This window comes from Rhodothermales bacterium (assembly GCA_041391505.1).
In the GTDB taxonomy this organism is placed as follows: domain Bacteria; phylum Bacteroidota; class Rhodothermia; order Rhodothermales; family JAHQVL01; genus JAWKNW01.
The window spans coordinates 24,666-45,142 of the sequence record JAWKNW010000012.1 but is presented as its reverse complement, the minus strand read 5'-3'; the positions used below and the strand labels follow the sequence as shown (position 1 = coordinate 45,142).

16 protein-coding genes are annotated in these 20,477 nt (G+C 63.8%); 5 read left to right on the top strand and 11 right to left on the bottom strand.

What is annotated here, in order from left to right:
* Nucleotides 1–10: 10 nt before the first annotated feature.
* The gene (locus R2834_12915) at nucleotides 11–583 is read right to left on the bottom strand and encodes a hypothetical protein (protein MEZ4701231.1); all 573 of its coding nucleotides are present in this window, start codon (nucleotides 581–583) and stop codon (nucleotides 11–13) included.
* Between the two features lie 287 nt (nucleotides 584–870).
* On the opposite strand from R2834_12915, the gene typA reads away from it, so the two are divergent.
* Nucleotides 871–2,685, top strand: coding sequence for a translational GTPase TypA (typA, locus tag R2834_12910; protein MEZ4701230.1), 1,815 nt, complete (start codon nucleotides 871–873; stop codon nucleotides 2,683–2,685).
* Nucleotides 2,686–2,694: 9 nt separating this feature from the next.
* Here typA and R2834_12905 read toward each other — a convergent pair whose 3' ends face one another.
* The 3 genes from R2834_12905 to R2834_12895 form a co-directional block, all read right to left on the bottom strand.
* Complete coding sequence (locus R2834_12905; protein MEZ4701229.1) at nucleotides 2,695–3,825, bottom strand: hypothetical protein; 1,131 nt, start codon at nucleotides 3,823–3,825, stop codon at nucleotides 2,695–2,697.
* Nucleotides 3,826–3,848: 23 nt separating this feature from the next.
* Nucleotides 3,849–4,997, bottom strand: a complete 1,149-nt coding sequence (locus R2834_12900; protein ID MEZ4701228.1) for a histidinol-phosphate transaminase — start codon at nucleotides 4,995–4,997, stop codon at nucleotides 3,849–3,851.
* Between the two features lie 359 nt (nucleotides 4,998–5,356).
* On the bottom strand, nucleotides 5,357–6,292 hold the full coding sequence (locus R2834_12895) for a J domain-containing protein (GenBank protein ID MEZ4701227.1): 936 nt from the start codon (nucleotides 6,290–6,292) through the stop codon (nucleotides 5,357–5,359).
* 172 nt (nucleotides 6,293–6,464) lie between these two features.
* On the opposite strand from R2834_12895, the gene accC reads away from it, so the two are divergent.
* Together accC and R2834_12885 are read left to right on the top strand one after the other, a co-directional pair.
* Nucleotides 6,465–7,964 (top strand): acetyl-CoA carboxylase biotin carboxylase subunit, encoded by a 1,500-nt coding sequence (gene accC / locus R2834_12890; GenBank protein MEZ4701226.1) that lies wholly within the window; start codon nucleotides 6,465–6,467, stop codon nucleotides 7,962–7,964.
* Between the two features lie 319 nt (nucleotides 7,965–8,283).
* The gene (locus tag R2834_12885) at nucleotides 8,284–10,581 is read left to right on the top strand and encodes a cation:proton antiporter (protein ID MEZ4701225.1); all 2,298 of its coding nucleotides are present in this window, start codon (nucleotides 8,284–8,286) and stop codon (nucleotides 10,579–10,581) included.
* Nucleotides 10,582–10,816: 235 nt separating this feature from the next.
* On the opposite strand, the gene R2834_12880 is transcribed toward R2834_12885, so the two are convergent.
* Together R2834_12880 and R2834_12875 are read right to left on the bottom strand one after the other, a co-directional pair.
* Nucleotides 10,817–12,205, bottom strand: a complete 1,389-nt coding sequence (locus R2834_12880; protein MEZ4701224.1) for a DUF4038 domain-containing protein — start codon at nucleotides 12,203–12,205, stop codon at nucleotides 10,817–10,819.
* Between the two features lie 1,373 nt (nucleotides 12,206–13,578).
* The gene (locus tag R2834_12875; protein MEZ4701223.1) at nucleotides 13,579–14,895 is read right to left on the bottom strand and encodes a hypothetical protein; all 1,317 of its coding nucleotides are present in this window, start codon (nucleotides 14,893–14,895) and stop codon (nucleotides 13,579–13,581) included.
* A gap of 147 nt (nucleotides 14,896–15,042) precedes the next feature.
* Here R2834_12875 and R2834_12870 point away from each other — a divergent pair, with 147 nt between their 5' ends.
* Nucleotides 15,043–16,203 carry a hypothetical protein gene (locus tag R2834_12870; protein MEZ4701222.1) on the top strand — a complete coding sequence of 387 codons (1,161 nt, stop codon included), beginning with the start codon at nucleotides 15,043–15,045 and terminating at the stop codon, nucleotides 16,201–16,203.
* A gap of 62 nt (nucleotides 16,204–16,265) precedes the next feature.
* On the top strand, nucleotides 16,266–17,435 hold the full coding sequence (locus tag R2834_12865; GenBank protein ID MEZ4701221.1) for a hypothetical protein: 1,170 nt from the start codon (nucleotides 16,266–16,268) through the stop codon (nucleotides 17,433–17,435).
* Nucleotides 17,436–17,844: 409 nt separating this feature from the next.
* Here the strand turns inward: R2834_12865 and R2834_12860 are convergent, their stop codons facing one another.
* The 5 genes from R2834_12860 to R2834_12840 all read right to left on the bottom strand — a co-directional run bounded on the left by R2834_12860 (nucleotide 17,845) and on the right by R2834_12840 (nucleotide 20,475).
* Nucleotides 17,845–18,054: a Txe/YoeB family addiction module toxin gene (locus R2834_12860; protein ID MEZ4701220.1), complete on the bottom strand. Its 210-nt coding sequence runs from the start codon at nucleotides 18,052–18,054 to the stop codon at nucleotides 17,845–17,847.
* Between the two features lie 43 nt (nucleotides 18,055–18,097).
* Complete coding sequence (locus R2834_12855; protein MEZ4701219.1) at nucleotides 18,098–18,310, bottom strand: hypothetical protein; 213 nt, start codon at nucleotides 18,308–18,310, stop codon at nucleotides 18,098–18,100.
* Nucleotides 18,311–18,461: 151 nt separating this feature from the next.
* Nucleotides 18,462–19,385 carry a T9SS type A sorting domain-containing protein gene (locus R2834_12850; GenBank protein MEZ4701218.1) on the bottom strand — a complete coding sequence of 308 codons (924 nt, stop codon included), beginning with the start codon at nucleotides 19,383–19,385 and terminating at the stop codon, nucleotides 18,462–18,464.
* A gap of 20 nt (nucleotides 19,386–19,405) precedes the next feature.
* Entirely contained in the window at nucleotides 19,406–20,329 is a 924-nt protein-coding gene (locus tag R2834_12845; GenBank protein ID MEZ4701217.1) for an NAD(P)/FAD-dependent oxidoreductase, read from the bottom strand.
* On the bottom strand, nucleotides 20,326–20,475 hold the full coding sequence (locus tag R2834_12840; protein ID MEZ4701216.1) for a hypothetical protein: 150 nt from the start codon (nucleotides 20,473–20,475) through the stop codon (nucleotides 20,326–20,328). Before R2834_12840 ends, R2834_12845 begins: the two co-directional genes overlap by 4 nt.
* Nucleotides 20,476–20,477 lie beyond the last annotated feature (2 nt).

Below are 20,477 nucleotides of genomic sequence, written 5' to 3'. Positions count from 1 at the left end.
ACGCTCCGGTTCAAAAGGCCTCGACCGGGCCCAGGGAGTGGGCATGGCCTTCGCGGTCCATCATCCACAACGCATACTGGCCCGGGGGCAGCTGTTCAAACCGGTACGTTCCGTCTTCCGATACCTGGTGGAACCGGCTCGGCACGACGAAGACAAGCCCTTCCATCGCCGGATGGATGGCGCAGGCCAGATGCACGATCCCGGTTTCGGCGAGCGGCTGGCGAAGGAGGTTGGATTGATCGGCCTTCGTCCTGTTCGCCACCCCCATATCCTTGAAACCCAGGACACCCGAGGGGCTGTACACGTTGTGCATGACCGGATCCTCGTTCGGCAGCAACAGCTCCGCGCCCTGGGGGGCGCTGAGGTGCGCGGGCAAAAAGGCTTTGTTGAGCTGGCGGATCGCCACCTGCGCGCCGGCTTCCGGTGCCGTGCCGGCCCCGGTGAGATACACCGCCACCGGACCCTTCGCGTCGACGCGCCCTTCGATCACGCCCGCGTGCTGCGCTGCAGCCCGTCCCGCCGTGCCGAGGCAAAGAACCGCCATCAGGCCGAGCAGCCGTATCGATCGTTTCGGATGACGCACCGTCGTTTCCATAGACGTTGGTAGACCCACCGAGGGGTGCGGATAAGCCCCTGGCATGCAAAAATGGGAGATGCGCTTCGCGATTCAGGCGCAGAGATGGGTAGTTAATCGGCTTCAGACCTCGCCGGCTAAAGCCTGCCCGAACCCGCTTTCACTAACGATTCGCCTTCCGGGGAGGATATAAACGGAACAATACAAGCCGGCTGGGAGAAAGAGGGCCGGTACATTCCAGATTTCCGACCGGACAGGGCGATCCGAAGCATCGGTTCGCCCCTTTTCATATTCCCATGACCTCTTCCCATCTTCGAAATATTGCCATCGTGGCGCACGTCGACCACGGAAAAACCACACTGGTCGACGCCATGCTCTGGCAGAGCGGCACCTTCCGCGACAACCAGGAGGTACAGGAGCGCGTGATGGATTCGATGGATCTGGAGCGCGAGAAGGGCATCACGATCATGGCCAAAAATACGGCCATCCTGTACGAAGGCACCAAGATCAACATCGTCGACACGCCGGGCCACGCCGACTTCGGCGGCGAGGTGGAGCGCACGCTCCGCATGGTGGACGGCATCATGCTCCTCGTCGACGCCGCGGAAGGCCCCCTGCCACAGACGCGCTTCGTGCTCAACAAGGCCCTCGAACTCAAGCTGCCGGCCATCGTCGTCATCAACAAGATCGACCGGCAGGACGCCCGTCCCCAGGAAGTGCTCAACGAGATCTATGACCTCTTCATCGATCTCGACGCCAACGAGGACCAGATCGAGTTTCCCGTCCTCTACGCCGTCGCCCGCGACGGGCAGTGCACCACGTCGCTGACGGAACCGCTGACGGACCTGCGGCCGCTGTTCGAAACGATCGTCAACCGGCTGCCGGCGCCCGAAGGCGACCCCGACAAGCCGCTCCAGGTGCTGGTCACCAACGTCGTCCCCGACCCCTACCTCGGTCCGCTCGCCATCGGCCGCGTCATGCAGGGCACCGTCAAGAACCGGCAGCGCGTCGTCATCTACCACCGCGACGACACGACGACCGAGATGTCCGTCACGGCGCTCTTCGGCTACCAGGGCCTGCAGCGGGTCGAAACCCCTGAAGCCGGCCCGGGAGACATCATCGCCCTCGGCGGCGTGGCCGGCATCGGCCTCGGCGAAAGCATCACCGACGCCGAAAACCCGTCGCCCCTGCCGCCGCTCCATGTCGACGAACCGACCATGTCGATGGAGTTCCGCATCAACGACTCGCCGTTTAGCGGGATGGAAGGGCAGTACGTCACCTCCCGAAACCTGCGCGACCGCCTGATGAAGGAGGCGGAGACCAACCTCGCCATGCGGATCGAGACGACGGAGACGTCGGACTCTTTCCTCGTCTTCGGGCGCGGCGAGCTCCAGATGGCCATCCTGATCGAACAGATGCGCCGCGAAGGCTTCGAGTTCGCCGTGGGCATGCCGCAGGTCATCACCCAGATCATCGACGGGCACAAAAACGAACCGTACGAAAAGGTGCTGATCGACGTGCCGGAAGAGCACATGGGTATCGTCGTCCAGAAGCTCGGGCCCAGAAAGGGACAGCTGACGCACATGACGAACCACGGCTCGGGCCGTGTTCGCCTCGAGTTCCTGATCCCGAGCCGCGGGCTCATCGGGTACCGGACCGAGTTCCTGACGGATACCAAGGGTACCGGTCTGCTGACGCACATCTTCGAAGGCTACAAGCCGTGGGCCGGCCCGATCGTGCACCGCACCACGGGCGCGCTGGTCTCCGACCGGCCGGGCAAGGTCACCGGCTACGCGATCATCAACATCCAGGAGCGCGGCGTCCTCTTCGTGGGGCCGCAGGACCCGGTCTACCGCGGCATGATCGTGGGCGAAAACAGCCGCGACGTCGACCTCGACGTCAATATCACGAAGGAGAAGAAGCTGACCAACATGCGCGCCGCCTCGGCCGACTCGTTCGAGAAGCTCGTTCCGCCCCGTGTGATGTCGCTCGAAGAAGCGATCGAGTTCACGCGCGAGGATGAGCTGATCGAAGTCACGCCGAAGAGCATCCGCCTGCGCAAGCGGTACCTGGATCCCAACGAGCGGAAGCGCAAGAGCCTGCCGGCCTGACGCCCGGCTTCAGGCCGAAACCGGCTCGACGTGTGCGTCGGCGGGCGCCGAGCGCTTGACGGCGCGCAGGATCCCGAGATGCCGCCACGCCAGCGGCCCGCAGGCTACGGCGAGGCAGATGCACGCGGCGCCGAGCACGTGGCCGGACGTGGCGAAGAAATCGCCGGCGGCGCACACGCCCAGGACGAGCAGGGTGCTGAAGGGCAGCGAGAGGGCGAGGACGCCCAGCGCCAGCCCGGTGTCCGCCGTACGCGCGACATCCGGCCGCCCATGCTCCATCGCGTCGATGGCGCTCATGTGGGCGAACGGCCAGAAGCTGCATGCGCTCAGGGAGAAGACCACCGCCAGCAGCCGCAGCTCGATCGACGGGATGGGAAGCCACGTCAGCAGCAGGGCGGCGAACAGGAGGGAGAAGCCGGCTCGCCAGAACAGCAGGAGGGCGATGCCGCGCGCCCGGTGCCAGTCGATGCGGACGGCCAGCCCGATAAACATGAGGATGAGCGGGGTCATGACGCCCGACAGACGCCCCGCCACGTCCTGAACGAACAGCGGCAGGCTGTCCAGCCGCACCCCGAAGCCGGCGAGCATCAGGCCGGCGACGATGGCCGCGTTCACCGGCTCGCTCACGAGGGACCGGACGAGCGTCCGAACGCGCCGGATGCCCGAGGCATCCCGGCCGCTGGCGCGCCAGCGGCCGTGCCAGTGCAGCGCCAGCAGGTAGAGGCCGATAAGCACGAACGCCTTGTTGCCCACATCCGCGATGGCCGCCCAGGCCAGGGGCGTATTGCCAAGGTACTCGCTGATATAGGGAAACGACGAGAGCCCGGGCGCGAGCGACGGGGCCAGCAGCAGCAGGGTGCGGGCCTCGCGGCTGCGGACGCCGATGCCGGCGAGCGAAATGAAGAGGCGCGTCGCGCCCAGCAGGAACAGGTTGAAGCCGATCGCCAGCAGCGGCAACGACCACAGGCCGGCGCCGACGTCGATCTTGAGGAGGGCGAGGAAGATCGTGGCCGGGAGCGCGACGCTGAGGATGAGCAGCTTCAACCCGCCGAGCTGCGGCTCGTTGACCTTGCCGCGCAGCAGCAGCCCGATCCCCATCATCGCGACGAGCGCGAGCGTTTTTTGTAGCGCCAGATCCATCGTCGTACGTCCCCGATACCTGTTCAGCCCATCGCCTTGATGTCGCGCGCCGCGTCGGCGAAGACGGCCAGTTCATCCATCGTGCCGATGCTCACGCGGCACCAGTCGAGGTACGGAGGGAATGGCCGCGCGACCAGCACGCCGCGATCCCGCATCATCTTCTGGTACTGCTGGATCGGGATGCCGGTGTGGTAGAAGACGAAGTTGGCGTGTGACGCGGCGTAGCGGTACCCCAGTTCGTCGAGCACGCCGGTAACGAAGGCCCGGCCTTCCGCGATGCGTTCGCGACTGTAGGTCTGGAACGTGGTGTCTTCCAGGCTGGCGATCGCGGCGCGGAGGCCGAGCACGTTCGGACTCCCCATCCGGTGGGCGCCGATACGTTTGATGATGTCCGGTCGGGCTATCGCATACCCGATGCGCATGCCGGCCAGGCCGTGGATCTTGGAAAATGTCCGGCCGACGATCACGTTGTGATCCTGGTGGACGAGATCGACCAGCGTGTGCGCGGCCGGGTCGTCGAGCAGGTCGATGTAGGCTTCATCCACGAACACGACGGCGCGCCGGGATACCGTGTCGCAGAAGTCGCGCAGGGCAGAGGTCGGGGCGATCGTGGCCGTGGGGTTGTTCGGATTGCAGACGAACACGAGCCGCGTGGCCGGCGTGACGCGCTGCTCCATGGCGGGCAGGTCGTGCACCAGATCGGCGTCCAGCGGCACGCGGTGCACGTAGGCGCCGACGCTCTCCGCATAGGTAAGCATCCCCTGGTAGGTTGGATCGGCGGCCACGAGTTCGCCGCCGTTGAGTCCGTAGGTCATGCCCGTGGTCGCCAGGATCTCGCTGGAGCCGCACCCGATCAGGATATGGTCCGGCGTGACGCCCTCGCGCTCGGCGATGCAGGCGATGAGGTCCTCCGTGGCGCCGGCGTAGGGGTATCGGCAGGCCTCATCGAACGCGGCCGACATGGCCTCCCGCGCGCTGGGCGAGGGACCGAACGGGTTTTCGTTCGAGCTGAGGCGTACGGGGCCGGCGTCACGCAGGGCGCGTGTTGGCGATGCTTCGCGAGACAGGGAGACCTGCGGCGCGACGGCGAGCGCCATGGCGGTGCCGCCGGCGCGGCGAAACCACTGACGACGGGAGAGCAGGGCGGCGTACGAGCTGTGGGGCGTTTCCATGGCGCAATGGGCTGTTGATCACACAGGGCATTGCGCAATATAATGGCACTATTTTACAGATAAAAGGCGATCATATTAAACAAATTACATGAAAGCGCTTTTTGTCCTAAATATTTTTATAGTACCGACATTGGCGAGGCGTTATTGGGATGCAGGATGCAAGATGCAGGATTTTTCCAGAAAATCGTGCCCTTGATCCGTGATCCTGCATCCCAACATTGGCGGGACGCTCTTGGGATGCAGGATGCAAGATGCAGGATTTTTCCAGAAAATCGTGCCCTCAATCGGTGAACCTGCATCCCGCATGCTGCATCCCAGTCTCCCCCATCCCGAGCCGCACGCGCGAGCGGATCGCCGGCTCAGATCAGGTTGACCTTCCGCGCCGCCTCGCGAAGGATTTCGCGCTCCTGCACGGAGAGGTTCTCCGGCACGCGGATATCGATCTGCACGTACATATCCCCCGTCTCCTGTTCCGTCTTCACGCCCTGGCCTTTCAGGCGCAGCTTGGAGCCGGGCTGCGCGCCCGGGGGAATCTTGAGCTTGATCTGCGAGCCGTAGGCGTTCACCATGTTGCGGGTGATGCCGAGCATGGCCTCGATGGGATTGATCGTGCAGATGATGTGCAGATCGTCGCCGATGCGGCGAAAGAAGTGGTGCGGTTCGACCTCGAAGGTGACGTAGAGGTCGCCGATGGCCGTCGACCCGACGCGACCGCGCTCCTTGAGGCGAATCTTGAAACCCGACTGGACGCCGCGGGGAATCTTGATGCGCACGGTTTCGCCATGCGGAAGCGTGACTTCGGTCTTGCCGCCCTTGAGGGCCTGGGTAAAGGAGAGTCGAAGTCGCGTGTCGAGATCCAGTTTACCCCGTTTGTCGCCCGGGGGAGCTTCCTCTTCGCCGCCGCCGAAGAGCCGGCTGAAAAAACCGCTCACGCCGCCCGAAGGACGGGCGCCGTTCGTGTAGGGTTGCGATTCCTGCGGCGGCTGGGCGGGCCGGCGGCGTTCGCGCCGGACGTACGACCCGTCGGCCTGGCGGTAGAACGAGTCGCCGTTCGGCGCCTCGAAGGACTCGATCGGTTCGCGCCGCTGGTGGTCGTACATGCGGCGCTTGCGCGGGTCGGACAGGATATCATAGGCTTCCTGGACCGCTTTGAAGCGTTCCTCGGCATCGGACCGCCCTTGATTACGGTCCGGATGGTACTCACGAGCCAGCTGCCGGTACATTTTCTTGATCTCTTCAGGCGCGGCTCGCTCGTGTACCCCGAGAATTTTATAGTAATCCTTTTTCTCCGACATTGTCGGTGCCCAAGTCGCCATATCTTTAGTTGAACGCTTACCTTTCAGCCTTGCTTTCGATCCAGAGGGGAGCAAAAATCTGGACGGACCGACCTATCGGACAACGCATCCTCGAGCGTACCGTCTGATCAGGTGTTCATCGGCTAACTTCCAGCAAAAAGAAATCCGAACTTTGGCGCATCATCAAAAAATCCGGAAGCTGCTCATCGCCAACCGAGGCGAGATCGCCGTACGGATTCTGCGCACCTGCCGGCAGCTCGGCATTCGAACCGTTGCGCTGTACAGCGAACCCGATCGAATGGCCCCGCACGTCCAGCTCGCCGACGAAGCCTATGGCATTGGCCCCGCCCCCTCCGCGGCGTCGTATCTGGTCATCGAAAAAATTATCGCGGCTGCCGGGGCCAGCGGCGCGGACGCCATCCACCCCGGCTATGGTTTCCTTTCGGAGCGGGCTGCTTTTGCCGAGGCGTGCGAAAACGCCGGCATCCGCTTCATCGGTCCACGGCCGCCGGCGATCCGGGCCATGGGCGACAAAACGGCCGCCCGAGCGCTGATGCAGGAGGCCGGCGTTCCGATGGCCCCGGGCAGTCCGGACGCCATCGCGGACCCCGCCGAGGCGGAAGACCTCGCCGAACGCATCGGCTATCCTGTATTGATCAAAGCGGCGGCCGGCGGCGGCGGAAAAGGGATGCGCCTGGTGACGGCGTCCGGGGAATTTCGCGCCGCCCTGGAGACGGCCCAGCGCGAGGCCGGCTCGGCCTTCGGCGACCCGCGCGTCTTTATCGAGAAGTACATCGTCGAGCCGCGCCACATCGAAATCCAGGTGCTGGCGGACGCGCACGGCAACACCGTCCACCTCTTCGAGCGCGAGTGCTCGATCCAGCGCCGGCACCAGAAAGTCATCGAGGAAGCCCCGTCGGCCATCCTCACCCCCGACGTCCGCGCCCGCATGGGCGAGGCGGCCGTTCGGGCGGCGCAGGCGGTGGACTACGTCAGCGCCGGCACGGTGGAGTTTCTGGTGGACCGCGACCTCAACTTCTACTTCATGGAGATGAACACGCGGCTCCAGGTCGAACACCCGGTCACCGAATGCATCACCGGGCTGGACCTCGTCGCCGAGCAAATCCGCATCGCCGAGGGCGAACCGCTCGGATACACGCAGGACGACCTCGCGATCGACGGCCATGCCGTCGAGTGCCGGATCTACGCCGAAGACCCCGCGCAGCAGTTCCTGCCGGACCCCGGCCCGCTCCGCGTGCATCGCCCCCCCTCGGGCCCGGGAGTGCGGGTCGACGCCGGCGTGGAGGAGGGTGGCGAGGTGCCGATCTACTACGACCCGATGATCGCCAAGCTGATCACCTACGGCCCGACGCGCGCCGTGGCGATCGCGCGCATGGACGCGGCGCTCGCGGAGTACCGCATCGCCGGCGTCGAGACCACCATCCCGTTTTGCCGCTACGTGATGCAGCACGACGCCTTCCGCTCGGGCCGCTTCTCGACGCACTTCGTCCCGGATCATTTTACGCCCGAGGCGCTCGCGACCATAGACCGCGTGCCGGACGACGTGGCGGCGCTGGCGGCGGCGGCGCTGGCGCATCGGAAGAAGCCGGCGCCCCGGTCCGCGCCGGCATCGGAGGCCCCATCCCCCTGGACGCGCCGCGGCCGAACCTGAAACCTTTGCGGGGCGGTGGCATACCTTCTGGCTACCTGACGTGTCCAACGCACCGACCCCTTCATGATCAGCACGCGCCGGATAACGCCATCGCACATCTACGCCATCCACTGCCGCCACGCGGGATGGCTCGGGCTTCTGCAGGTGTACGAACGCAGGGGCTGACGCTCCACGCCGACGCCCCACCCGCTTCTTTTCGTTCGCCTTTCCCCTGAACGCGCAAGCGCCTGGTCACCACGACCGCCCCGGGACGCATGGGATACGTATCTCCATGTGAACCGCCGGCAGACGCCCGGCGCGCGCCCTACCCGAAACGCCTGTGGAATTTTCGATTCTCAACCTGCTGTTCGTCCTCCTCGCCGCCTGGCTGGCCGGCATCCTGGCGTCGCGCTTCGGCTACCCGTCCGTCCTGGGCGAACTGCTGGCCGGCATCGTCCTCGGCCCGCCCCTCCTCGGGTGGCTCGACGGCGGCCCGGCGCTCGCGGTACTGGCCGAGGTCGGCATCCTGCTTATGATGTTTTACATCGGGATGGAGATCGATCCGCGCGAGTTGAAGAAGGCCTCCATGGGGGGCTTTCTGGCGGCGATAGGCGGCTTCATCACGCCCTTCGTGCTGGCCTACCTGGCGGTGGTATGGGCGGGGGGGACGGCGATGGCCGGCGTCTTTGTCGGCATCGCGGCCGGGGTGACCTCCCTCGCGACCAAATCGCGCATCCTCGTCGACCTCCAGCTGCTCGACACCCGCATCGCGCATGTGATGATGGCGGGCGCGCTCATCGCCGACACGCTGTCGCTGATCCTGTTCGCCGGCCTGATGGGGGTGGCGGACACGAACGCGCTCAGCGTGGGGGCGCTGTCGATCGTCGTGCTCAAGGCGGTGGTCTTCTTCGCCGTCGTGATCCTGGCGGGCCTGAAGGTCTTTCCGTGGGTGGGGGCGCAGCTCCGGCGATTCAAATCGATGGAAGGCCCGGCGCTGTTTATGTTCTTCGTACTGGTGGTCCTGCTGTTTGCGGAGCTGGCGGAAGTCGCCGGCATGCACGGCATCCTCGGCGCCTTCATGGCCGGCCTCTTTTTGCGCGAGCAGGCGCTCGGGCGCGCCATGGCGAAGGATCTGGTGGATCGCGTGCGCGTCGTGTCGCTGGGGCTCCTGGCGCCCATCTTCTTCGTCACGGCCGGCTTTGCGGTCTCGCTGGAGGTCTTCACGACGAACCTCGGCCTGCTGGCCATCATCGTTGTGCTCGCCACGGTGGGCAAGATCGCCGGCACCGCGCTGTTCTACCTGCCGACGGGCCACGGCTGGCGGGAGGGGCTGACCATCGGAGCCGGCATGAACGGGCGTGGCGCGGTCGAGATCATCGTCGCCCAGATCGGCCTCGCGGCAGGCCTCATCAGCCAGGAGATTTTCTCCATCCTCGTGTTCATGGCCATCTTTACCACCGCCACCGTGCCCGTCTTCCTGAAGTGGGGCACCGACTGGCTGCAGCGCCGCGGCGAACTCGTCCGCACGAGCGGGGAGCGGAGCGGCTACATCATCGTCAGCGCCGGCCCCTCCGCCCGCGCGCTGGGCAAGCTGCTGGCCCGCTCCCACCCCGTCCGCCTCATCGACCGGAACCCGGCGCACTGCGACGCCGCCGGCGCGGACGGCCTGCTGGCGATACAGGGCAATGCGCTGGATGAGGACGTCCTGAGCGAGGCCGGCGCGGGCGGCGCGCGCGGCTGCCTCGTCATGACCGCCAACCCCGAAGTCAACGCCCTCGTGGCCCGCATGGCGCGCGAGGTGTTCCGCATCCCGGAGGTCAGCATCGTCGGCAGCGGCGACGCGGACGGGCACGTCGCCCTGACCGATCACCTGGGCATCCAGTCCCTCTTCGGCGGGCCGCGCGACCTGACCCGGTGGGATTACCGGATCGACCAGGGCATGGTCCGTACCTCGCCCGTCATGCTGGAACGGCCGATCGCCGGCGATGCGCTGGTGCAGGCCGTGCTGCCCGAGGACACCTATCTGCCGCTGGCTGTCGAGCGCGGCGCGGCCGTGATGCCGTTCCACAGCGGCATCGCCCTCGAGGCCGGCGACCGGATCATGACGCTGCTCCACGACGAATCGACGGCGGCCGAAAGCGACCGGTTCGACCGGCTCGCGATCGACTGCCCGGTGCTGGACATCGTCCACGAGATCGACCTCGACGGGTTCTTTTCGATGGTCGGCGGCGTGCTCGCACCGCGCCTCGGCGCGACGCCCGAGGCCGTAACCGCCTGGCTGCATCAGCGCGAGCAGCATCACCCGTCGGTGCTGCTGCCGGGCCTCGCCATCCCGCACATCATGATCGACCACGCGCCGACGTTCGAGATCGTGATCGCCCGCTCGCACAAGGGCATCCTGTTTCCGGGCGACCCGGAGCCGGTGCACACGGTGTTCGTCCTCGCCGGCCCGCCGGACATGCGGACGACCCACCTACGCGCCCTGTCCGCCATCGCGCAGATCGTCCAGCGCGCGGGCTTCGAGGCCGACTGGAAGGCCGCCGCGGACTCCGAGGCGCTCCGGATGCTCGTGCTGTCCGCCCCGCGCCGGCGGTTTGCCTCGGAGGCGCCGTCCAGCGAACGAGTCACGGCGGGCTGAACCTGCGCATGCAGGTTCAGTGTTCAATGATCGAGGTTTAATGTTTAAAGACAGCGGGGAACTGACGGATGCACCTTCCACGTCATCCTCCGGTCAAGCCGGGGGCAGGCACCCAACTCGATTGGGGGCTTAGCGATTTGCTCATATGGATTAGCGATCAAGGATTTTTGGCGGCGTTTGGGGCCAGGAAAAGCCCTCCCAAATCCTTTATCCTTGATCGCTAATCGCTAATCCTTCAGGGCATCTGAAACGACTCGACGCTGTCGAACACCATCACCCAGTCCTGATCGTCGGGCGCGACGATGCCGAAGCGGGTGTCGCCGGCGCCGACGTGGCCGATGCGGATGGAGCGGCCGGTGCGCGGGTTGTACCAGTGCACGCGCATGGTTTTGCCGCTCATCGCCTGGATGTTGACGTAGAAGGTGCGGCCGGAGGGGAGGTACAGGACGTAGAACCGCCCGTCGGGCGTGCCGGCGGCGGGTACGTAGTCTAGGCTCCCGAACGTGCCGCGGCCCTCGACGATGACGTCGGTGGTGCGATCGGGGACGAGGTCGTGCCAGGGCAGTCGGTCGAACAGCCGGAAGACGTCCGCCACCCGTTTCATGCCCGGCGTGTCCATGACGTCCTGCCAGTTCTTGAACCAGTAGGCCTGGTTGTCGAGCGTCCCGGAGCTGAACGACGTGCCGGCGGCGCCGCTGAGGAGGCCGCCGTACATCTTGCGCCGGATCCACTGGGGGTTCTCGTTGTCGGCGTAGTGAGGGACGTCGTGCTCGTAGCTCTGGTCCATCTGGATGATCATCTTGCCGCGCCGGTACCGGTCCAGCTCGCTCACGTACTGCGGCCCGCGATCGCCCAGGGAGATCTCTTTCCAGACATAGAACGCGTCGATGTCCATCATCTCCGCATAGAGCGGGTTGTCGGTGCTCCAGGGGGTGCCGGACGTGCTGTCGAAGTGGCCCGTCCAGAGGTGGTCGGGGTCGTGCGCCTGGATGCCGGCGACCATCGCGCGCATGTACGGCTCGTCCTCGCCCTTCGCATCGTTGTCGCCGCCGAGGATCCAGAGGATGTTGGGCGTGCCGGCGTAGCGTTTCCCGAGGAACTCGCCGTAGCGGCGCAGCTTCTCCGGCGTGTTCGCCGGCCCACGGATCTCGTTCCACCACCCCTGCGAGGCATCGCCGGGGTACCCGAGGTAACAGGGCACCAGCATCACGAAAAAGCCCTTCTCCTCGGCCATGCGGAGGAAGCGGTCGACGTGCGCGAAATAGGCCTCGTTGGGCGTGGAGAAGTCCCACTCGACCGTGAACGGCGGCACACCCTGCCAGTACGGCGGGTTGCCCCCCATCTGGCTCGGCGCATTGCTGACAACGCTGGTCATGACCGCATTGAAGCCCTCTGCCTTTAGGCTGTCGAGGTAGGCGGCTTCCTCTTCCTCGGAGATCGCCTGGAGGAGGCCCCAGGCGGAGAACTCCTTGATGAGAAACGGCGCGCCGGCGGCGTCGACGAGGTAGCGTCCGGTGTCGCTGAGGCGGAGGGGGAAGGGCGTCTGCGCCGGCGCGGCGGAGGCGAAGACGAGGGTGCAAACGAGCGCGGCGGACAGCCGGCGAATCGAACGGAGTGGAAGCATGGCGAGCGGGGTTATGCGATTCGCCAGAAAGTACCGCACAGCATCCCCCGATTCCAGCGCCAATCCGTAGGTCGGGTTAGCGCAGCGTAACCCGAAACCGTTTCAGGATGGCTATTCCCTTCCCGTCTGTCACAACAGACACGTTTCTCTCGAGCATCTTGGAGGGCATCGCGTCCGCCTCGACTCGCTTGGACGTAACGCTCGGAGCCGGACTTGCCGGCGTCCCATCTTTTGCGGAAGGCTCAGAGATGTGTGGTGCAGGTGACGCCTCGCGCCTTGGTTCTCACCACAACAAAGAAACCGGATATCTCCCAAATTCTGCATCCTTACCCACAATGGGCATACCCTCGCTGAGGCTCTGGGCGATGAGAAGGCGGTCGAAAGGGTCCCGATGATGAAAGGGTAGGTGCCTCAATACGTCCAGGTGACGTCCCTCTACGTGCAAGATAGAAATCGCATTGCCGAGGACCTCTTCCTCGATCAACTCGCTCATCGTCATCGACACCGCTATCCTGCCCAGACCAGCCTTGATGGCGATCTCCCAGAGACTGCCTATGCTCAGAAATTGCTCGTTGTCGGGGTTCTCGATATGCGAACGCGCAGTAGAACTTAACCTGTTACTGCCTTCTACAAACCATTAAAAGCTGTGCGTATCGAGCAGCAACTTCATGGAGCGTACGCGTCAAAGTCTTCGAGTGGCGCATCGAAGTCATCGGCCATCACGATGCGTCCCCTGGCGCTCCCGAAGCGCGGTCGCGGCTTCACCTCTACCACGGGGACAATCCGGAAGGAAGCCCCGTCACCTCGCAAAATGACTACTTCCTCTCCGCGAGCGGCCTGCTCGATGAGCTCCGAAAGACGGGCTTGCGCTACGGTGACGTTTACCTTTTCCATGATCGCAGAGGACATTCGTTGAAGTCTGAGTGTAACGCAAGTTGGTTCAAAGCGGTTCTGCAAGTGATAACCCCTTCTTCTCACGCATCGCGCCGGCGGCGTCGACGAGGTAGCGTCCGGTATCGCTGAGGCGGAGGGGGAATTGCGCCGGTGACTGAGCAATCGCTGGCGTTGAGGTAGCCAGGAGGATAAGTGCGGAGAGAATGGCGAATGGGTTCATCGCAGCGAGGATTTGTACGCGTTCCTTAGGGGCACCCCTGCGGGCGTCTGAAGGATACGGTCCAACGCGCGACTTCGAAAAGGGGGCCTCAAGGAGTCGCCTCCGAAGGGTATGCGCGGTAGCGTGCTAAAAATCCTGCAACCACCCGGCGATCGCTGCTGCGTGCTTCGTCTAGCTCGGTGCATCACGTTCCGGTTCGAACGCGATGAAATCACGCGGCCGATGAGGGCGTGATGGACTTTACCAGGCACTTACGCTATCAAAACGATTCTTCGTAAACGACCCGTCCTTCCGGGTCTTGCAGCGTCACCTCGTCGATTGCTCCCGTGCCCTCGAAGCGGATGCGGAGCCCGACCACACGCCCCGCGTCCATCGAGAAGCGCGCGTTAAAGGGGGGATTGGCGCCGACCTGGATACGCACGTCCCGCCCGGAAACATCGATACGCGTCCGTTGCCAGGTGGACAGGTCGGCACCCAGCGCGGAGAGGTCGTTTGTCGAGCCGTCCAGATACACGTCCCCGAGCATGAGGCCCAGGTCGCCGACACAACCCGGGATGCTCAAGGGAATCATCAGAGCCCCTCTTTCCCCGATAACCACGATCTGAGTGTGTTTGCAGGGATATCGGCCGTCTTCCATGCCGTGGCGCAATGTCGTCGTCAGCGAGAACCGATCCATGTGCAGGGGACCGAACGATCGCACGTTGTAGTAGCTGACCGTGAGGCGTTTTTCGCCGGCATCAATCCCCCGTTCGCGCAGCCAGTCGGAGGATACCGACAGATAATCCTCACCGGGTGTAAAGGCTTCCTGTACGTAGATGGGCACCGGTTCGACCTCGACGAGGGCCATCCAGCCGTCGGTAGTGATATGCAACCCATGTTCTGCAAGCACGACGCTGTCGGCGAGAAGCTTCGCGTTAAAATAGCCCGGCTCGTAATAGGTAGAGGTAAAGGTCTGGCCCTCAGGCGATACCCGGGCGCGCCTGCGATTGTCCCAGGACTGCTGGATGAAGAAGCTGTCCGCCCGGACGCCCTGCACGTCGTATTCAAAAATCACGGTATTGGGGAGACCCTGCGTCACGGGCCGGCTGCTAAAAACGACCTCGGATGGGTCTACGGCCCGGGGTTTCTCGGGAGACCCGGCCAACCCGGACCAGGCAACCACCGCCGCCCCCAGCAGGGCTATCGAGCCGAAAAGATACAGCGCCGTTCTGGGCAGGCGGTGAGCCGGAGAGGATGGTTCGAAGCGTGAGGGGATCGGGGCGCTTGGCGATGCCGGTGCCGTGGCCGCCGGCACGAGGGTGTCGGCAAAACCGCGCCAAGCGCTGTGCCCCAGAAAAATCGCGAGGGTATCCAGCGAATGCCGGCTCGGGCGGCTGGTGTACGTCACCCTTCCCCAGAGCCGCTTCAGCGTCGTCGCGCTGATGACGCGGCCGGTTTGGTCCTGGATGCGGACGCTCAGCTCTTCGAATTCGTGGGACGTCCACCGGGCCGAATCGCCCCAACCCAGCCGTTGTTCAACCTGCGCCTTGCAGCATTCGAGCGCTCGCTCCTGTTCGACGAATGCATCCTGTCTCATAGGATTTCCGCGTTAAAAGGCCGGTTTGAACCAACTTGCACCAACTTGTACACGACCTGGCTGGCATCGCTCACGTGGCTGGCAGTTCCTTACGAGGCGTACACAAAAAAGGTGTGGAACGTTTCATTGAACACAAACCGATATCCCATGAAAACAGTCATCGTTTTCGCCGTCTTGTTGATGCCGGCTTCCATCCTGTTCGGACAAGACCGTGTAACGAAGGTCCCCATGACCGCTGCGTACTGGGACGCTGAGCCGGGAAGGGCCGAGTTTATTACGCACAATGCTGTTCCCGCCATTAAAATCCGAGGAGGCGGGGCCGGCGAACTGTTCACGAACCGTGCGCAGGTCGTTCTGAAAGACGTCGAATTCACGAATGGAACGATCCATTTTGACGTCGAACTCACCGACTTTTTCCTGTCCGCCATCCATTTCAGGCGCGCGGATGCACAGCATTCAGACCTCTTTTATCTCCGTACCTATCGCGCCGATGACCCAACCGGCCCCGATGCGGTCCAATATACCGCCCTCACCAAAGGGGTAGCGTTATGGGATTTACATCCTCGCTATCAGGGCCCGGCGGTATTGCACAAGGAGGGGTGGAATCACATCAAACTGGTCGTCGCAGACCGGCACATGCAGGTCTTTGTAAACAGCGAGACGGACCCCACCCTCGTTGTCCCTCAACTCGCCGGCGAAGCCTCGGCTGGACGTATTGCGTTCGAAGGCGGCGGCATTTTCGCCAATCTTGTGATTGAGCCCGGTGACACGCCGGACGTGTCGCCGGAGGCCGGGTTCGATCCGACCCGGTACGATCACCGCTATTTGCATTCGTGGGAAGTGACGCAGCCCGTCGCATTGCCGCCGGGCCGCGAACTGGTGAGCGCATCGGGGGCAAGCATCTATAGCGAACACTTACCCTCCGACGAGACCGTGTGGGAGACCATAAACGCCGAGCGTGATGGCCTGGTCAACCTGAGTCGACGTTTTGGTGGAAACGAGGCGCGACGTGTTGTCTGGCTCAAAAAAACGATTACCTCTCGGGCCGATCAATCGCGGCAGATGAGCCTCGGTTTTAGTGATGAGGTATGGGTCCTGGTGAACGGGCGCCTGGTATATGTCGACAAAAACCTCTACGGCCACCCCATCATGAAAGACCCATTCGGACAGATATCGATAGATGACACGACGTTTACGCTGCCGCTGTCGGCGGGCGAAAACGAACTCCTTATTGGCGTGGCCAACAGCTTCTTCGGATGGGCGATTATGGCCAGGCTGGACAATATGGACGGCATAACGGCCGATTAAGCGCCGGGCCAAGCGGTTAGCGATACTCCGTCTACTTCAGAACTCGATTTCCACCAATCACCATGCAACACCGTCGCATCATACAGAACGTTGCCTTTCTGATTGTTCTGGTTTATCAGGCTGCCCCCCTCTATGCCCAGGAGGGTGAGATAAGGATACCCTTGACCTCCGCCTATTGGGATGCCGAGCCCGAACGCGTCGCGTTTATCACGCACCGGTCGATGCCGGCGGCGCGTGGCGCAGACGGGAGCGCACAGCTGTTTCTGAAAGATGTCCATTTCTCGGATGGCACGATCGCGTTCGATGTGGAATTAAACGACCGTGGGTTCGTCGGCATCAACTTCAGGGAGTCCGAGGACCGCTCGGAGTCGGAGCACTTCTATATCCGCGCCTTCTGGCCCGTGAGCCCGCAGTCGCGCACGACGCTGCAATACGCCACGGTCGTGGATTCGATGAGCCTGTGGGATTTGACCGACGATTACCAGGCGGCCGCGACGATTACGCGCGAAGGGTGGAATCACGTGAAGCTGGTGATCTCCGGAAAGCAGATGGTCGTTTATGTCAACGATCTCACCAAGCCGGCCCTTCACGTACCTATCCTGGAGGGCGTGCGAGATTCCGGGCGTATTTCGCTGAGCGGAAATGCCATCTTTGCCAATATGGTGATTCGGCCGGGAGCCACCGAAGGCCTGCCGGCCATGGCCGGTTATGACCCCACGATAAACGATCCACGGTATCTGCGCGACTGGCTGGTGTCTGAGCCGCGGGATTTTCCGATCGAGCGCAACCTCGTGCTGGATGTGCCGCGCATGATCGGGAGTCCCCTGATTTCCGACCTGCCGGATAGCTCGGCCCGCTGGACTCCCATCGAGGCCGAACATCGCGCGCTGGTCAATCTGAGCCGGCCGTTTGGCGCACCGATCGGTAAGAGCCGGCGCCTCGTGTGGCTAAAAACCACGCTCACCTCCGACACTATCCAGCAGCGCCGGCTCGACCTCGGCTTCAGCGACGAGGTCTGGGTATTTATCAACGGCCGGCTGCTCCATGTCGACACCAATTATTATGGCTTGCCCGGCATGAAGGAGCCGCGTGGGCGGTGTACGATCGAGAACACGTCCGTCATGTTGCCTTTACAGGTCGGAGAAAACGAGGTGATGATCGCCCTGGCCAATTCATTTTACGGCTGGGGTATCATCGCGCGGCTCGATGATACGGTGGCCTTGTCGTTCTAGGCTCCGCCTGAAATGCCTCAGACCGAGCCGTATCCCGAACTTGATGCGTAATCCTACGCTTTTGGAGGGTTCATTCAACGCACAGGTATACCCTAACACATTTACAGACACGGCCTGGCTCCCAACCGAGGCACGCCGAGCGCCTCAAGGCCCGGGGAAAATGGGTAGGCTGTCGAGCACGACCTCGCCGGCGGCGTCGACGAGGTAGCGTCAGGTTTCGCTGAGGCAGAGGGGGAACTGGACGGATGAGGTCTGCGCCTTGGCCGAAAGGGTGGTAGCCAATGTTAGGAGTAGAACGACTACGGTGAGGGCTCGGTAAGATGCTCGTCTTGAATTATCGCCAATCATTGCCGGCGATGGGTAGCGTTGGATCGATATATTCGGAAATAGAGGACTATCCTCCCGCCAGTCAATAATGGAAACGACACGCCAGTATCCGGATGCGATCATCAATCACCTCATCCACCAGACGGTGCTCATGTGTGATGCGCCTTGACCAACATCCTTTTAACTCGAATTTTAACGGCTCCGGCTTTCCGGTACCTTCAAACGGGGTACGCTGGATTTCCGTAATCAGCTTACGATTCGGAGAGCCGTTTATCGATCCTGTTGTATCCACCCCGCAAGATCCTCAAATCCATTCGCATCAAACTCGACGCTTCTCATTTTAGCCCGAGTTGAACGAGGACCGTTTCAAACGGAACTCCTTCCTGCCGCTCCCGCGCTTCAAGAAGCCGTTTCCTCATGGCATCACTCTTAAGCAGGTGATGGGTCTCGATTTCAGCGAGAATTTCTCTCCAGAGCGCAATCGGCAAGATGACGCCCTTCAGGTCACCATGCTCGTCGGATATGTATTGAACGTCGGCTGTGCTCATGGCGGTTGAGGCCCTCATAAGAGGAGTTTTTCGGGTGAACGATCACCCTCCTGGAAAGTTTGGTCACGGACGGGCCGCTGGGGACGATTCCATCTTGCATGGTCGGTCGGGTCGCGACCCTGAGAGACGCCGCCGGCACCCGTTCGATCCCTCACCGCACCACCACGCCCCGCCTCACCAACTCCCCGGACTCCAACTCCACCTCCACCCCATATACCCCCGGCGCCAACGCCCCGAGGTCAACTTTACACGGACTCCCGCACGCACCACGCCGCAACCCCAGCCGGCCCTGGCTGTCGTACAGGGATATCGATCGCACCCCTTCGCCGGCTTCAATCCACAGCTTCTCGCGCGCCGGATTGGGGTATACAGACACGTGGGGCGGCACACGTTCCGGGACCTCCTCGATGCCAACAAATGCGGTAGCTTTGCCATACTCCACGCCGCCCAGGCGAAGATAGCTGAACGCGATCGTACCGCCGTACCCGTCATCGCCCCACGTCGGCAGAGGCCCCACGCCGTGATAGTAGCCGATGAGGCCCGATCCACCCGTGACCCGACTACCTTTGACCGCTGCAAATGCGATCGTGTCGTCTCCAACAACCAGGGGATAATCGTAGTTCGGATCAGTGACATATCCTCCCTCGAAGGGAACGGAATACACATACTCGTCCAGGTCCGCCCCGCACGAGACCTCGGCCCCGAAGTCGCCGGAGAGGTCACACGTGTAATCCCACTCTTCGCCGTTGGCCGGCCGCCGCGCCAGGACGCGGCCGTACGGCTCGTCGTAGCGCAGGAGGAGTGTGTCGTATCGGGCGACATCCTGACCGAACTCAACGCCCCCAACGAACTCGGTTTGAACGAACCACCGGTGGCCGGCCACCAGCGTGTCGGCCTCGATGCGTTGCCGCCGCACGAGATTGAGAAAGGCCCCATCGAAGCGCAGCTCCCAGACATTTCCGATTTCGAGCGGGTAGTAGCCGTGCCAGTCGAGCGTGTCAGGCTGAATCGTGTCCTGCGCCGCGAGCGGGAGGGCGAACAGCAGGAGCAGGGTATGGATGAGAAGATGTCGCATAGCGTTGGTCGTGCGTCCGCCTACCCAGCGAACTCCTTCTCCAGGAGATAGTGGTTCAGCATCGCGCCGGCCAACGTCCCACTCGCCATCGCCGCGACTACCGACTGCATCCCCGGAGCGATGTCGCCGGCGACGAACACGCCCGGCACGCCGGTCTGGACGCCATGCTCGGCCTCCACCCGGGCATCGGCCGTCATCTGGCACCCGAGCTGGTAGGGGATGTCGCTCCGCAGCTCCTGCGCCGGCGCCACGAGGAGTCCGCCCCGGGGCACCGCCACGCCGCCTTCCAGCACCACCGCTTCGAGCTCGCCGCCCCGGCCGATCAACCGCTCGACACGCTCCTCGCGCACGACGATCCCGTTCCGCTCGATAAGCGCCCGCTCCTCGGCCGGCAGCCCCGCCGGGCCGTCGGCGAACAGGGCGATGTCGCCGGACCACCCGCGGGCGAGCATGCAGAGGTGAAGCGTACGGGCGACATCCATCCCCCTGGCGTAGACTCCGAGCGGCCGGCCGGCGACCTCCCAGCCGTGGCAATACGGGCAATGGAACACGCCGCGGCCCCACAGCTCCGACAGTCCCGGCACCGCGGGGAGGATGTCGCGCACGCCCGTGGCCAGCACGAGTCCCCGCGCCTCGAACCGGGCGCCGCCGGCGAACGCCACTACAAACACGTCCCGCATCCGCACGGCGCGGACCGCCCACTCGTCGCGAAGGACGACATCGTACGGCGCGAGCTGCTCGCGGCCGATGCGGAGCAGTTCGGCAGGGGGCGTCCCGTCGCGGGTGAAGACGTTGTGGGAGGCCTCCGCCGGCGCGTTGCGGGCCGGTCCGCTCGCCGCGACCAGCACCCGGCGGCGCGACCGCCCGAGCGTCAGCGCGGCGCTGAGGCCAGCGGGTCCGCCACCGATGACGATGGCGTCGAAGAGGGATGGATCGGTGGTCATGGATAGGTCAGGACGGCGGTGATCGTCACCGCGCTGGTTTTGCTCGTGTTGATGTCGCGCGCGATGCCCGACTTGCCGGCGTGGGTGCCGGCGATCACGCGGCAGGCGTCGCCGTCCTTGACCGGGGATTCACGAGGTGTTGGCATGG